Annotated in this window: 11 protein-coding genes; 4 read left to right on the top strand and 7 right to left on the bottom strand. The window is 45.7% G+C overall.

All coding sequences use genetic code 11. From position 1 onward, the window contains the following. Nucleotides 1-74 precede the first annotated feature (74 nt). From V1499_RS04335 to V1499_RS04325, 3 genes are read left to right on the top strand one after another with little or no spacing between them, the layout of a single operon-like run. Nucleotides 75-1,163, top strand: a complete 1,089-nt coding sequence (locus tag V1499_RS04335; RefSeq protein ID WP_409274081.1) for an amidohydrolase family protein — start codon at nucleotides 75-77, stop codon at nucleotides 1,161-1,163. 4 nt (nucleotides 1,164-1,167) lie between these two features. Continuing rightward, nucleotides 1,168-2,325, top strand: a complete 1,158-nt coding sequence (locus V1499_RS04330) for an amidohydrolase (protein ID WP_409274079.1) — start codon at nucleotides 1,168-1,170, stop codon at nucleotides 2,323-2,325. 5 nt (nucleotides 2,326-2,330) lie between these two features. Next, nucleotides 2,331-3,002, top strand: coding sequence for an AroM family protein (locus tag V1499_RS04325; protein WP_409274077.1), 672 nt, complete (start codon nucleotides 2,331-2,333; stop codon nucleotides 3,000-3,002). A gap of 46 nt (nucleotides 3,003-3,048) precedes the next feature. Here the strand turns inward: V1499_RS04325 and aspA are convergent, their stop codons facing one another. The 7 genes from aspA to V1499_RS04290 all read right to left on the bottom strand — a co-directional run bounded on the left by aspA (nucleotide 3,049) and on the right by V1499_RS04290 (nucleotide 15,146). Beyond that, nucleotides 3,049-4,491, bottom strand: coding sequence for an aspartate ammonia-lyase (aspA, locus tag V1499_RS04320; RefSeq protein WP_409274075.1), 1,443 nt, complete (start codon nucleotides 4,489-4,491; stop codon nucleotides 3,049-3,051). Between the two features lie 137 nt (nucleotides 4,492-4,628). Next, on the bottom strand, nucleotides 4,629-7,502 hold the full coding sequence (locus V1499_RS04315) for an ATP-binding protein (protein WP_409274073.1): 2,874 nt from the start codon (nucleotides 7,500-7,502) through the stop codon (nucleotides 4,629-4,631). Further along, complete coding sequence (locus V1499_RS04310) at nucleotides 7,489-7,860, bottom strand: response regulator transcription factor (RefSeq protein ID WP_409274071.1); 372 nt, start codon at nucleotides 7,858-7,860, stop codon at nucleotides 7,489-7,491. Before V1499_RS04310 ends, V1499_RS04315 begins: the two co-directional genes overlap by 14 nt. Then, nucleotides 7,857-11,096 carry a hypothetical protein gene (locus V1499_RS04305; protein WP_409274069.1) on the bottom strand — a complete coding sequence of 1,080 codons (3,240 nt, stop codon included), beginning with the start codon at nucleotides 11,094-11,096 and terminating at the stop codon, nucleotides 7,857-7,859. Before V1499_RS04305 ends, V1499_RS04310 begins: the two co-directional genes overlap by 4 nt. Next, nucleotides 11,093-12,505, bottom strand: coding sequence for a glycosyltransferase family 2 protein (locus V1499_RS04300; protein ID WP_409274067.1), 1,413 nt, complete (start codon nucleotides 12,503-12,505; stop codon nucleotides 11,093-11,095). Before V1499_RS04300 ends, V1499_RS04305 begins: the two co-directional genes overlap by 4 nt. 2 nt (nucleotides 12,506-12,507) lie before the next feature. Further along, nucleotides 12,508-13,542 carry a HEAT repeat domain-containing protein gene (locus V1499_RS04295; RefSeq protein ID WP_409274065.1) on the bottom strand — a complete coding sequence of 345 codons (1,035 nt, stop codon included), beginning with the start codon at nucleotides 13,540-13,542 and terminating at the stop codon, nucleotides 12,508-12,510. After that, a complete protein-coding gene (locus V1499_RS04290) occupies nucleotides 13,542-15,146 on the bottom strand; it encodes a diguanylate cyclase (protein ID WP_409274063.1) in 1,605 nt (534 codons plus the stop codon). The genes V1499_RS04295 and V1499_RS04290 overlap by 1 nt, the downstream gene beginning before the upstream one ends. Before the next feature lie 232 nt (nucleotides 15,147-15,378). Between V1499_RS04290 and V1499_RS04285 the strand changes: the two genes are divergently transcribed. Beyond that, entirely contained in the window at nucleotides 15,379-15,948 is a 570-nt protein-coding gene (locus V1499_RS04285) for a DNA-3-methyladenine glycosylase (protein WP_409274061.1), read from the top strand. Nucleotides 15,949-15,981: the final 33 nt, after the last annotated feature.

Here is a 15,981-nt window from a genome sequence, read left to right as displayed (position 1 = left end):
CCTTTTAATGCAGAAAAGTAGAGAGGGAAATCTCTCTACTTTTCTTTATTCTAAAATGAAAGAGGGCGTAATCCATGTCAATGACCGCCATTATAAACGGAAATGTTTATAACAACCAGACTGGAGAATTCTCCAAAAATACTGTCCTGGTTAAAGATAACGTCATAGCTTCAATCCTCCCTCCCGATTCACCTTTGCCAGATTGCACTATCATTGATGCAACCAATCAATTTTTAACTCCTGGCTTAATTGATACTTGTTCCCAGATTGGTTTAAAAGAAATTGGAGTCCGCTGGGAAGGCCATGATGGATATGAACCGAATGTTGAAAAGGGATTCCAATTGGAAGTGATCGACGGGATATACCCATTTGACAAGGCTTTTCAGGATGCAGTTTCTTCAGGGGTGACCGCTGCCCATTTAGTATCCTCCCCCGAGGCCATCGTTGGGGCAAAAACATCGGTTATCCATACCCATGGGCTGACCGTGGATGAAATGGTATTGAAGAAGAACCTTGGCTTCACCTTTTCCATGGGCGATGTGCCGAAAAGTGCCTTTTGGGCTAGGACAAAAACACCGCTCACACGTATGGGAATTGCAAAAAAGATACGGGAATCGTTAAGGAGTCTCCAAATTAAGTATAACTTGCAAGAAACCCCTATTTTTATTCGCGCCCATCGCGCTGACGATATCGCAACTGCCTTTCGGATTGCCGGAGAATTTGGCTTCCAATTCAACCTGGTTCATGGAACTGAATTACCGCTCGTCGCGAGCCTGCCAGCCAATATCGTATCTTCGGTTATTGCCGGTCCTTGCTTTCAGCCGATGGAAAGGGGCGAACTAAAGAATTTGGATTGGACGCTCTTCCGTTCACTTTTTGACAGGCATGTGCCGTTTACTTTTTCTACCGACCATCCAGTAAGTTCGGTTACACACCTGCAGCTAGAAGGAGCTTTAGCACTAAAGGCAGGAGTTCCTGAGAAAACAATCTTAAACGGGCTCACACTTGATGCTGCCAAGCTTTTGAAAATCGACCATATGACCGGAAGCCTCGGAGAAGGGTTGTTAGCTGATATCGTCCTTTGGAATAAGCATCCTCTAGATTTAACAGCTCGGGCTGTACGTACGTTTATAAAAGGCAAAGAAGTTTACAGGTGGGAGTGATTCGATGCTTACTATATTTCGCGGTGCTAAAATTTATACAATGGATAAGGAAAATACAGTCTTCTCAAACGCCGATTTATGGGTAAAGGATGGGAAAATTATCAAGGTTGGAGCAAATACTGACATACCTGCCGATGCGACGATTGAAGATGCATCCCGGTTGGTTATCACCCCGGGCTTGATCGACATCCATACCCATGTGGGAATCTGGGGTGAAATTGATGAGCATGTCAACGACGCATGTGAATACTCCGAGCCATTTACTCCGTTAATGGACGCCATCGATGGCATCAATATAAACCATTTTTCATTTCAACTCGCAAGGAAAGGCGGCGTAACGACCGTTCAAACCGGTACTGGGAGCGCCAATCCGATAGGCGGTGTATGGAGCATTCTTAAAACAGGAGGTTCCTCACTCGAAGAAATGCTAATTGTTGAAAGAAGCGGATTAAAAGGCGCGCTCGGGGAAAATCCAAAGAATGTCTTTGGACAATCCTATAATAAAACCCCTTATACGAGAATGGGCGTTGCGCAAATCATCCGAAATGGTTTTCAAAAAGCGATGGAGCTTTCTTCAGGGGAACGGGACTCCCACATGGAAAGAAGGACTGACCTCAGTCCATTTATTGAAGTCTTGGAGGGAAAAATGCCGCTCCACCTTCATTGCCATCGTGCTGATGATATTGCAACTGCAATCAGGATTGCTAAGGAGTTTCAAATTTCTTTATCTCTGGAGCACTGTACAGAAGGCCATCTGATGCTGGATGCGATAAAGGATTGCGGCGCAAGCGTCACCCTCGGGCCATTCATGCTTCCTTCTACGAAGTATGAAACGAGAAATTCAACGCCAGCCGCTCCAAAAATGTTTCACGAAGCGGGAATTCCCTTTGCCATCATGACCGACCATCCATTTATTCCCATTCACTATTTAATCCTTTGCGCCGCGGAAGCTGTAAAATATGGGCTTGATGAAATGGCGGCTTTAAAAAGCATAACAAGTGAAGCAGCAAGGCTCGTAGGTATAGAGGACCGTGTCGGTTCCATCGAAGCCGGCAAAGATGCCGACTTTGTCCTCTGGTCGCACCACCCTTTCGACAGCCGCTCAACGGTTGTGGCAACCTATATCAACGGGACTAAAGCCTATGATGGTATGCAGAGGTGATTGGCATGCAAAAATCGGTCGGAGTGATTACAATTGGCCAAACACCAAGGGATGATATGATTGAGGATATCAGGAGGCACCTTCCTGCTGGAACGAGGATTGTGGAAAAGGGCGTCCTGGATGGAAAAACGGTTGAAGAAATTCGGGAACTTCAGCCGGAAAAAGGACACACAGTCCTCATTTCTCGCCTACGGAGCGGAAATAGTGCGATAATGGCAAAGGAAAAGGTCCTTCCAATCATCCAAGAATTGATAGATGAACTGCACGGCGAAGGAGCTTCCCTCATCATTCTTGCATGTACCGGAAGATTTCCTTTATTTAAAAGTAACATCCCTATTATTTATCCAGACTTTCTACTCAATTATGCTGTTAAAGGATTGTTAAGGGAAGGTCTACTTGGGGTAATCGTTCCTCTAACTGAACAGGGCGGAGAAATTACCGATAAATGGCGAGAAGCAGGCTTTCAGGCCCGCCCGGCAGCCTGCTCTCCCTATTCATTTAGTGAACAAATTATGATAGACGCAGTAAAGCAACTGGACGAGCTTCCTACCATGGCAATTGTCCTTGATTGCATGGGCTATACCCAAGAAATGAAAACAATCGCCCAGGCCCATACCTCTAAACCGGTAATTTTGTCACGAAGCGTCATATACAGTCTCGCCGCGGAGCTTATGTAAAAACAAGAGGCATCTTCAGTTTTCGAAGATGCCTCTTGTTTTTTGATTAAGCCTCAACCAATATTTTCTTTTTCAAAAGCTCTTTCCCAGCAATGCCAGGGTCAGTCATTTCAAATGGATGGAGGATGGCGTCAAGCTCAGCCTCAGTCAAAACTTGTTTCTCGATACAAAGATCACGGACCGACTTTCCAGTCTCAATGGCCTCTTTTGCAATCGCGGCAGCCACTTCGTAGCCCACATGCGGGTTGATTGCCGTAATGATGCCGACACTGTTATTGACGTAATTCTCAAGCCTTTCACGATTGGCCTCAATTCCCTCAAGGCAATACTTGCGGAAGACATCGAAGACATTTGTCATGATCTTAATCGACTGCAGGAGGTTGAATACAAGAACGGGTTCCATGACATTCAACTCGAATTGGCCAGCTTCCGAAGCGAGGCAAATGGTATGGTCATTGCCGATAACCTGGAATGCAACCTGATTCAGTACTTCCGCCATAACCGGATTAACTTTGCCCGGCATGATCGACGATCCCGGCTGGCGTGGCGGCAGTGTGATTTCAGCAAGGCCCGCCCTTGGGCCGGAGGCCATCAATCTCAGGTCATTCGCAACCTTCGACATATTCATCATGCACACTTTAAGCGCGGCCGAAACTTCGAGATAGGAATCTGTATTTTGGGTTGCATCGACGAGATGTTCCGCCTTTATAAGCGGAAAACCGCTGTTTTGGGCAAGGTAGCCGACAACTTTTTCGATATAGGCCGGATCGGCATTCAAACCGGTTCCGACTGCTGTCGCACCCATATTTACCTCGTAAAGATGTGTCCTTGAATTCGTGACTCTTTCAATATCCCGCCAAAGTACTCTCGCATACGCCTGGAATTCCTGGCCAAGCCTGATTGGGACGGCGTCCTGCAAGTGCGTCCTTCCCATTTTGATAACATCGTCAAATTCCTTCGCTTTTTCAACAAACGCCCCGTTAAGCGACTCCATATTTTTCAAGAGCCCTTCAAGAGAAGAGAGCACTGCAATATGAATTGCAGTCGGAAACGCGTCATTTGTCGACTGTGCCATATTAACATGCGTATTTGGGCTAATGTATTGATAGCTGCCCTTTGGCTTTCCAAGCAGTTCAAGGGCCCTGTTGGCAATAACCTCGTTCGCATTCATGTTAACTGATGTACCCGCGCCACCCTGGATTGGGTCGACGATAAATTGGTCATGCCATTTTCCTTCTATTACTTCATCCGCGGCAGCTATGATTGCGTTGGCAATTTCGTGGTCAAGCTGGCCTGTATCCCTGCTGGCCATGGCCGCAGACTTTTTTACAACTGCCATCGATTTAATAAGGCTTGAGTCAATTGTATAGCCAGTAATCGGGAAATTTTCAACCGCCCGCATCGTTTGAACCCCATAATAGGCTTCAATTGGCACTTCCTTTTCCCCAAGGAAGTCTTTTTCGATACGGTATTCTTTCTTCATGTCCATTTTTTCCGCCCCTTCTAATGTCCCTTCCCATCGTAAATCTCTAAACACATCTATTATACCTTAAATAATCAGATAAAATCAGGAAGATTCCATGACAATTAGCCCCTTTTTACAGGGGCTGTTTGTGTTTCATTTTTTTATTCTTGATTTCCTTTGCCTGGTATGAAAATTTGGCCGGATTTACCCAAATTTAAAAGGGTTTGCATGATGGTTTTTGACAGCTGGCTCGGTTTGTATGGTTTCACAAGATATTCATGGGCACCAAGGTTCAGCCCTCGTATTTTTTCATCCAGGGCACTGGAAATAATTATTGGAATGTTTTTCAGGTTGGCGCTCTGCTTCATCCTGTTCATTATTTCCCATCCGTCCAGCCCCCCTCCCTCTAAGACAATATCAAGGACAAGAGCGTCTGGCGGCTGTTTCCCCATTGCTTCAAGAGCGGTTGCTCCATTGGCAAAATAATTGACTCGAAAGCCATTTTCTTTTAGTTCCTGGACAATAAGCTCACCAAGGCTGGAGTCATCCTCAATCACCATTACCCGGTAACCAGAACTATTGCCTTCCTCTGTGTCAGACTTCTCATCTATTTTTGCCATATAGGCAGGGAACGTTACCGTAAAGGTAGAACCCCAATTGGGAACAGAGCTGATTTTAATATCACCACGATGCGCTTTTACAATTTCATGGACAATGGCAAGGCCAAGGCCTGTTCCTCCTATTTTTCGAAGGTCCGAATTGTCAACCCGATAAAACTTCGTGAATAGCTTGCCAATCGCTTCCTCAGGAATCCCGATTCCAGAGTCTGTAATATCAATATGGATATTGCTTTTGTCCCGATAAACCGAGATGTTAACCACCCCGCCATCGGGTGAATACTTAATCGCATTGCTAAGTAGGTTCCTAAAAACTTGGCCAAGCTTTTCCTTGTCCCCGACAATGTGTGCCTCATCTGGAGCATCTAAGTGGATTTCATGCCTTGCAGTCGTATCTTTGTAAATTTCAACAACATGATGAAGTACCTCAATTATGTCCGTCGGCTTTTTGTTATAATTCATTTTCCCGGCTTCCATTTTTTGTACGTCAAGGAAATCATTAATAAGGCTTGTCAGCCGCTTGGCCTCGCTCAAAATTGTAGCTGTGTACTTTTTTTGCCGATCGGGCTTCAGTTCCCGATTCAGCATAAGCTCACTAAAGCCAAGAATACTGGCGAGCGGCGTTCTTAATTCATGGCTTACAGTACTGACAAATTCTGATTTCATTTGGTCAACTTCGAATTCCTTTGTAATATCCCTATGGACAAAAACAGTTCCAAGCCTTTCGCCACCGTGGCCAACTGCCTCGCTGTAAACCTTGATAACCTGGCCTGTATCCTTTTTTGTATAGGTAAAGGTTTTTGACTCCCCATTTTCTTCGCCAGAAAAGGCTTCATTTAAGTAGATGAGAAAATCACCGCTTTCTTCAATAAAGAAATCCAGCATGGTTGTCCATTGCTCTCGGTCCATTCCTTGCAGCTGTCTGTCCTCCTTACCAAACATTTCACAAAATTGGCCATTTACCTGGAGGATCATACCGGCTTTATCAACGAGCTGGACTCCTTCCTTTATTGAATCAAGAATACTTTGATTGAGCCTTCTTTCCCTTTCGGATAGTTCAAAAAGTGCTATTTTATCAACCGCTATCCCAATATTTTTAGATAATACACGCCAATCCTCATAATTCTCTTCGCTGAATGGCCGGCCCATTCGGGTGAAACACATGACCGCGTCTATTTCCTTTTCAGCAGAAAAGATTGGCAAATATAGGTCCTGGCAATAAAAGCTTTCCTCGTGCAGGCCTTCCTCCTCTGGCTGCGTTCGCCTGTTGAGTAAAACAGCTCCTTTTTCAGTGTCAAGTCTGTCAAGCATTCCTTCCTTTAAATGCCTAATAAATTTTTTGCTTCCCTCCAGGGAAACGCCCTCGGCTGCAAAGGAATAATCGGATATCAGCACAATAATCCCCTTATCCGCATTCAGGATTTTGCACATATTTGAAATAACGCTGCCAAGCACTTCTTTTTTGTTCATCGACCTGGACATCCTGTTTATCAATTCATTTCTGCTGCTAAGCTTTGCCTCATTTTTTCTTAATACGAGGAGCGTCTTTTCAAGCTCCTCCTGCTGGGCATGGAGCTCTTCCTTTTGATCAATTAGCATATTGTTCTGTTCAAGCAGATCCTTTTCCTTTTCCATTACTTTTTCGGTCATGACCCGGAAGGCGAGTGAAAGAACCCCTATCTCATCCTCCCTGTTTTCCACCCTTGGCAGAATGGCCGGTTTACCATCGGCAATGTCATTTGCGGCGGCGGAAAGCTCGGAAAGGGGCTTGCCAACCTGGTTTAGCATCAACCTTGTTATGGCCAGAACTGTAAGGAGGATTCCAACAATAAATAATAAAAATGTAAACATCACATACGTTTGCGTTCGTATCAGCTTGCTGTACCGGTCGTCCAACTCATCCTCGAGCCCGGTCAGATAATCGCTTAGGTAGATTTTAAAGTCCCTTACCCTCTTGGTAACTTCAGGATTTGCCTCTGCAAGCTCATGCCCCTGCGCCCCGTTTTCATATGCCGTAAATACAGGCGGAAGGACTTCGCCAAAATAATAGTCAGAAAAATCCTTCACTTTTTGAAGGAATACTAAATCACTTTCTGATGAAGCCTTCAGGCCAAAATCATCGGAAAACCTTCTAATTTCTTCTTCCTTTGTAATTGTACTATCTCTCATATTTTTATTGCCGAAAGCCATATATCCCCTTGCATCAAAGAAAGCCTGGTTGAAAGATTCACTAATATACTGGGCCGCCATTGTCTTTTTCTTGAGGGCGGTTCTTTCCTCTGTGTAGGAACTACTCAGTACATTAAGGATGGAAAGCAGAATGCCAGTTCCAACGAGGAAAAAGACAAGGAACGCGCCCATCATAACACCAAATCTTCTCGAAAGGCTTTTGTTCACATAATCCCTAATTTTCGCCATTCAGTATTTCCTCGACCTTTCCCAAAAGCTGCGCCGGGCTGAAGGGCTTTGAAATAAAGTAATCCGCCCCTGCGGCGAGTACCTTTTCCTGCTCATACTGCTGGCTTTTCGCTGACAGCATCACGATTTTGGTCCCCTCGCTCCTTGCCTTATCGCGGATGATCCCGATAATTTCAAGACCCGTGTAAACAGGCATCATGTAATCAAGTATAACTAAATCATAAAAATTTTCATTGATGAGGTCGAGCGCTTCCTGGCCATCGGCCGCTTCATCAATCAAAAAGCCGCTGTCCTCAAGAGTGTCCATTACCAGCATCCTTAAAATTTCTTCGTCTTCAGCGAATAAAATTCGTTTCATTTCCGTTCCCCTTCCAATTCAATCGATTTGTAGATATCCTTCATAATGTAGTAGGATGCTTTCAGCCTTTCATGGAAGGAAGGCTCCTGCCATTTATTCCAGTTGAAATCATACCAATCGCCATTGTTTGCCGGAAATGCCTTTTCCATCTTTCCATTCTTTGTCTGAGTGAGAGCAATCTTTATTCCCTCAATCGATACACTATTTTCCTCAAGGCCACCGGCCCAAAAGTCACCCATTGCCTCCTTCTGGCTTGGGTCCTTTATGTTCAATAACTGCCAAGCTATTCTGCCTTCGATGATTTTTCCATTACCGCTTATGCTAATATCAGTAAGGGAATTATAGTTCTTGTCATTTGGATTAGCGGTTCCATAAGCCAACAGCCCGGTTTCGTAATCCTCGAAAGGCAATATATCCTTTGTAAGGGGATGGATCATTTTTTTATTCAGGGCGAGCCTGATTGGATGGAATACACCATTGTCTTTTTTACCCGCATACGGCTTTTCCGGTATCATTTTCAGTCGGTGTCCATATTCGTAGTAAAAAGGATCATAATAACTATCGACCAATATCCTCGATTTTCCTTCACCAGCGAGGTCTACAAGAAAATCTACTCCTGTCGTGGACTCAAGCGCTTCGCCGCCTTCATTTTTTATCCTTGTCTGGCCCTGGCCCGGTACTGTATCCAACAGGAGCCGGATTGGCTTCTTCTCAAGGTCGGCAGGCTCGTTAAGCTTCAGCATGAAATGGAGATAGCCTGCGTCCGCTGCAATATAGGCTTCCTTTATGGATCCCTTTCCGCCTTCATAGGCCGGTTTATTCCCAAGTTTTTTCCAGTCTTCCGCTCTCCCATCCGGATATAAGGAAGCCCCTTTCAATCCCGGATCAAAACCGAGAAGCCCAAAGTGCTGCTCATTCGTTTGCTGGTTGTTCCAAAATGGCCTTCTGTTGGGATTATCAAAATCCATCGTATTCCAGGTCCGTTTGAACCACTCATCTTGCCACGAAAAGACAATGCCGCCCGCATATCCTTCATGGACGATCGACTTGAACAAAGTTGCATTAATTTTTCCTTGTTCCTGTTCGGAATGCTTCCCCTGCCCCATTCCAAACGGATTGGAATGCGTCAGGCCCCTTGAAGAAGGAACCCCGAATTCCGCAACCACCACGGGCATGATGTGTTCCTTGATCAGTTCATTCAAATAACCAGCATAATTGTTCGGATTTCCTTCAGCATCCTTATACTTCAAGTAGGATTCCTCAAGGTTCAGAAAGTCAGGATAATATGGATAAATATGATAGGAAGCAAACATCCCCGCTTTAAAATCTTTACCGGCGACAATGTGGTTTGGGTTTATAGCGACGAGATCCTCCTCTTTAACCGGTTCGGACGGATGGGTGAGCAAATCGGTCGTAACCCAGTTCGTAAAGCTCATTGAATGTTGCCAACCATACTTTTCTGTTTCATACTTTACCGCGTAATCAAGCACCTGGGCGAGCCAAATTTCAAATGGGCTTGCCGCTTCCGTTCTGAAAAAGGCCCCTTTGTATTGCTCCATCCCTTTGTGCTTTTCGTTTGTTGACACAACCATTTGCGGATCCCACTCAATGCCCGCCATGATTCCTAGAACGTATTTCGAAATATCGGCGGTATACGAGCCTGATGCATGCCCTCGCCTCTCCGGCAGATCAGCGTTCCCATGGATGATATCTATCAAATGGGTAATCTCAGTTTTAATGTCCGCTATACTTAAGAAGGCATCCTGGCCCTTTACAAGCTCTTCCTCGTTTACCCATGCCCCATGGAACAGGTAGAGAGGCTTTTTGGCCGTTTCGTTATATTCCTTTAACGCTTCATAAAATGCAGGTGGGTGCAGCGTATAGATTCTGATGGCATTGGCATTCATTGCGCCGATTGCCTTGATCCAGCGAGCATATTCGTCCTTTGTGATGGCTGCCTCCCCCGGAAAATGCCCAGGCTTTGCAATACCCATATTAACGCCTTTAATGAGTATGTCTTCCCATTTTCCATCCCGTTTTATCTGGATATAATCACTGCCAGTCTTGCTGTTTGTCTTTACGCCGCCACTTTCGGAAACCTCAACTTCCTCCTGTTTAACACCTGAATGAAGCCCCTGTTTAAATAGGTTTTTCATCATTGGGACGTATGCCTTCCAATAAAACGAATCTTTTGTACCGAAGTGCTCCTTCCATTCAGTGAACCCTCTGGTCTGATAAATGGAAGGAACTTCACCCTCATCTGCAAAATCACCAGAAAAATAATACGAGGTGAATCGCGCATTCACATGGGAAACGACCGCGGGGAACACAGAAGGTATCCCGAACCCTTCCAGCCGCTCCCTCGCCTTTGGATTTATGGGCAGGCTAAAGGAAGCTAGTATTTCTGAGCTATCCCTTGCTTCAATAATATCGAACCAGTATTGATACGTGGCATCGAGTTTGCGCCCAAACCTTTTTTCCCCCGCTTTTGTAAAAGTGAAATCCGCGCCCTTTCCGGTCAACTCCTTTTCAGGAGCAACCACCACGTAGTCTTCCTTGTTCACAAACATGAAGCCAGGACCGGAAAAAGTCCAGCCGCCTGTTTGCTCGACATACTTTTCCTTTGCCCAGACTGGCACTTCCTTGCTTGCCAAGTCAGGGAAATAGCGGCCAATCCAGCCAGTCCAGTCGGCGTTGAGAAGGTTGGACATCCTTGAACGAACTTCGGCAGTTGCCAGGCTCCCAAATGTATTGAATTCTGCGATAAACGTCATACCTTCACTTGTATGAAGCGTCTTCTCAATTTGGTCGAGTTCTTCCGGCTGAAGCCCGCCGTATAGCATTTCCGAACGTTTGCCAAGCTGGTTTTTCCCGAGGAACTCTTCCTCATATACGCCATACTGGTCTGCAAGATAGAGTACATCCTGCCTATTTAAATTCTCGGGCAGGCCAATTGTGCTGAATTTCCCATTATCCCCCGGCTTAAAGCCGCTATAGCGTGTATTGGCTGAATAGGCCTCTCCTTCATCAGTCCTGTATTTTTCATTGTTCAATATCCAGACGAGCCCATTATGTTCCCGGTAAGACTTGTCCGGAACGGTTTTATCGATAATGAAAACATTCAATTCCTTTGACGGCTTTAGCTGCCAGAGCCAAAAAGGGGCAGTCAGCATTGCTAAAAACACTGCTGTAATCAGGACAACAATAAATCTTGGCTTATTTTTAATTAGTCTCATTGCGATACACCTTTTCTTTTCATTTCTCCCCAGCTCTTATCCCTTTTGATTAACTGCCATATCCCTTCACAGCGCCAAAGGACTGTAAGCGGCCTGTACCAGATTGTTTCGGTGAGGGAATACAGAAAGAGCTTCACGATGTTCCGCACTTGAGGGTACTTTGTCAAAGACCATTCTTCAAGCAGGACAGCGGCCATGGAAATGACCGAACCATAAAGTAGCGAAAGCAATAAGATGAGGATAGCGAATTCAAAATAGCTTCCGCCTAAGAACAGGCAGAGCAGGACGAATAAATAGCCAGATAGCTCCACGATTGGGCCGAGGAACTCGACGAGCCAGAAATAAGGGAAAGCAACGAAGCCAATCGATCCATATTTCGGATTCAAAGTTAGTTTTCGATGTGCCCAAAGGCTTTCAAATAATCCGCGGTGCCATCTGCTGCGCTGCCGACGGAGAGTGGTCATGTCTTCCGGTACTTCTGTCCAGCAGACAGGATCTGGGACATACACAACTTTTTTCTTCAATCCCTTTTCTTTAATGAGCCTGTGCATCCTTACGACCAGTTCCATATCCTCCCCGACTGTATCGGTCTTGTAGCCGCCCGCTTCTATTACCCATCGCTTGGAGAAAACTCCGAACGCGCCGGAAATAATCAGCAGCAAGTTATGGCGGCTCAGCCCGATCCTCCCCATCAAAAACGCCCGCAAATATTCGATGATTTGCATTATGACAAGAGGATGGTCCGAAATGCCGATCTTGAGGATATGCCCATCCCTGATTTCACAGCCATTCGCTATCCGGACGCTCCCGCCCGATGCAATGACTTCCTCATCCGAATCGATGATAGGCTTCATGACCTTCAGGAAAGCATCGTTTTCAAGGACTGAATCACCATCAAGGGAGCAAACATAAGGATAGTTTGAAAAATTCAGCCCTGCATTCAGTGCATCCGCTTTACCGCCATTTTCCTTGTCGATCATATAAAGGTTAGGGAGGAGAGTAGATTGATAGATTTTCCTGATTGGCTTTGAAACGAGCTGCTTCCGGATGACTTTGGTTATTTCCTTCATCTCGTAATGATCAATCATTTTTTCAAGTGTCTGGTCCTTTGAACCGTCGTTTACTACAATGACTTCAAAAAGAGGGTAGTTCAAGGAAAGGAGTGAACGGACGCTTTGGACGCCCCCCGCCTCTTCGTTGTATGCCGGGACAATGATTGATACCGGCTTAGTATAAATTTCGTTTGTATACTCCATGTATGCCTGATCCCTGTCAAGCTGCGATTCTTTTCGAAGCTGCACCACGGAGAAAAACAGAATAATGCCATAAAAAACGATTACCCCGCACATATAAATGGCAATGAACCAGCCGAAAAACGTTACAAAGTCGAGCCACTCAAGATTAGCCATCGTTAAACTCCTTTATTGATCCATTCAATGGCCATGTCCCTGGCAAACGGATCCTTTGTTGTATCAACAATTTCCTGGAGAATCGCGGAGCCCTCCCGGAACTTGGCCAGTGCCTGCCCGGCCTGGGAACGGACCCACCAAATACGGTCATGGATTAACTCCACGAGGGTTGAAATCCCTTTTTCGTCCCTCATCGAACCTATGATCCTAGCGGTAAGCATCCGTTCTTCCCAGCTGGTAGAGTATGCGAGAGGAAGGTATTCATCAAGATTGTTCACATATCCAATCGAAGCGATTGCCTTCAGTGCCCGCAATCTTGTTTCACCGCTGTACGATTGGAAAATAGATTCGAGGAAAGCCAAGTATCGGATGTCTTTTTTAACGCCTATTACATCCAGGACTGCATGTTGCAGATCCACCCTTGCCTGGTGGAAGCCAAGCGTAAATTGGTCGAAATGTCCATCCTCGAGCCTGATTAAGATATTGCGGCATTCAAATTCCGATAGGAAAGAAAACTTCCTGTTCAAGTATTCATAAAGGTTAATGAACTGGAAGTTGGCAAGAATACGCAAAATGTGGATTAGTTCATCCCGTGACGTCCGTTTCTGCCCGAGCATCGAAAACAGGTCCTTCAGGAGAGTGTCCATCTTGAAGTTCTCTATATAATAGAGGGCATTCATCCTTGAACTCCATTTACGGCTTTTCAGCCTGCCGCGATAATAATCGGTAAGGTGGAGTACAGCCAAATCCGTCAGGTTATTCCGCTCTTCACCCGCTTCAAGGATTTCCGCGTATTTCGCAAGAAGCTCCTCTACGGCTTTCTTCTCGACGCTGCTCCTTGGAACAAGTTTTCTCGAGATGGTGCCTTCGGTTATATATTCAAAAAGATAGGGATTGTATTTTTCCTTGTATTCATTTACCTGTTCCCGTTTCTTTTTCGCCACTATCTTCCTGATGGCGAGATAGAGAAGAAGCAGGAAAAGGGTGCCAATTAACAGTGCCGCCAAGATTGAAAGTGCATACAGTTCAGCTGCCATTAATTCGGCCTCTGGATCAAAACTTTAATCCGCGCTTCGAGCTCTGTTAAGCTGAAGGGCTTCGTCACATAATCATCGGCGCCAAGCTTCAGCGCCCTGGCAATGTCGTATTCGTTCTTGCGCCCGGTCAGCATAAGCACTTTCACCGACGTTCCCATCGCTTCCTTCCTTACCTTCTGAAGGACTTCAAGCCCATCCATTACCGGCATGACTCCATCAAGAATTAGGAAGTGCTCTCCATCAAGCCGAAGGCGGTTTGAATCCAAAAACGCCATGCCGTTGCCAAAGGCTTCAATATCAGTTTGAAAACCGGGAACTTCCATTCTCTTAATAATTTTTGAAAGCATAGTCCTTATAATCGCATCATCATCTATTACAGAGATATGGAGAGGTTTTTTATAAGGCTCCCCGCTGCTTCCCTCGGCAGCGACCACCTGTGACCTGCCATTTCCTTTTGCAATATAAAGCGAACGGTCCGCCCTGCCAATTGCTTCCTCCAATGTGGTCGACTCATTGCTTATCGGAATAACCCCCGCTGAAAAGGAAACCGAAAAAGATTTGCCGTTTTCCATAAACACTAGGTTCCCGATTTCATCAAGCAGCCTGTTCAGGATGGCCGCCGCTTCCTTAATCCCCGTTCCAGGCAGGATAATTGCGAATTCCTCCCCACCCAGGCGGAATGAACTATCGGTTCCCCTTGTTCTTTCCTTGATGTGGGAGGCAATTGAGGCCAACACACGGTCTCCCGTTAGATGCCCAAACTCATCATTAATTTCCTTGAAGTGGTCGATATCCAGAACGGCTAAGCAAAATTCTTTTTTTGTCCTTGAAAGGGCCGCGATATTCCGTTTAAAAATATCATGAAGGAATCTTCGATTATAAAGTCCGGTCAATTCATCCAGAAGGGCGGTTTGGTCAAATAGTTCTTTTCTCTTTAACAGGCGGCCAGCCCTGGCGATTAGCTCTTCAATTTCAAAAGGGATTTCGATAAAATCATCCGCCCCCCGATTGTAGGCTTCCACCCTTTCCTTCCAGCTCCCGGCGCCGCCAATTACTAGTTTAGGAATAAAGGAATTAGCATGGTGCTTTTCAAGGCCATCCAGCATGCTGACCCCAAGCCTTTCCCTGGTGTCCAGGATGATGAGGTCCGGCTTGAAGTCATATTTGCTTCTAAGCGTTTTTTCAGGAGCGGTATAAGGCATGACAATCCAGCCATTTTCCTCAAGGGCTTCTTTGACGAGCACGATCCCGGAAATATCCTCGCTGATGATTTGGATCACCGGCAAATGCGAGGCAAGATCATCGTTTTTCTGGCGTGAATCATTCTCAAATTCATATGTAAGGCTGACTAGCCCGTTTAAAAATATCTTCAAGTTTTCCTGTTTCCATTGCCTGGCGCCGTCCTCATTTATTTGCGCCATCAGGTTTTCTGCCAAATCCGTGAAGGCGAAAAGCCCGACCGTTCCCGCTGTGCCTTTAATCGAGTGGAGGAACCGGAAAAGGTCGGCGTCAGTTGGCATGCTTGCTCCCTGAACATCAAACCAGTCCGATAATTGATTCTTTATTTTATCAAGCAGCATTTTTTCGAATTTTTTCAATTCCATTTAATCAACTCCAAATGTTTCGTTTAGGGAGTTTTCCCGAACAATGTCAGTTTTAGTAGTGTAGTCCTTTTCTAGTTTAGTAGTTGCACAGCTTGGAAACAACAGAACAAAGCAGGAAATTAACGGAAGAAAAAGACATTTTTGTGTACTTTCGTACTAAATTCCCTTTTTCCCGGGTTAAAATCCTCTTTGGAGGGGAAGCGTTTTAAAAAAAGCCAAATTGGAGGTTTTCATGGACATTAATCACAATGGGAAAAACTGTTCTGTTTTTGTTCCCCTTGACCGGGAATTTTTCGAACAGCCGACACTTGCCCTCGCCCGTTCCCTACTGGGATGCATTTTGGCAAAGGAAACGACGGAAGGGCTTGCAGCAGGATATATCGCTGAAACCGAAGCGTATATTGGCCCTGGCGATCGGGCGGCACATAGTTATCTGAACAGGCGGACAAAGCGGACAGAAGTGATGTTCGGAGAATCTGGAAGGGCTTATACGTATGTCATGCATACTCATTGCCTTGTCAATGTGGTTAGCGGGGGCGAGGGCAATCCGGAGGCAGTGTTAATCAGGGCAGTCGAGCCTGTATGTGGGGAGGAGCTCATGCATGAACGAAGGGGCGTGGACCAAACCATTAAACTGACAAGCGGACCGGGGAAGCTGACGAAAGCACTTGGCATCACAATGGAGGACTATGGAAGAAAATTAACGGAACCTCCTCTTTTCATCGCTAAAGGAATTGTCCCCGAATCCATTTCCACCGGGACGAGAATCGGGATTGGCAACTCTGGGGAAGCAAAGGACTAGCCCTGGCGGTTCTGGATAACGGGAAATCCGTTT

The organism is Neobacillus oceani, assembly GCF_046237595.1.
Classification (GTDB): domain Bacteria; phylum Bacillota; class Bacilli; order Bacillales; family Cytobacillaceae; genus Bacillus_D; species Bacillus_D oceani.
This window is presented reverse-complemented; position numbering and strand designations above follow the sequence as displayed.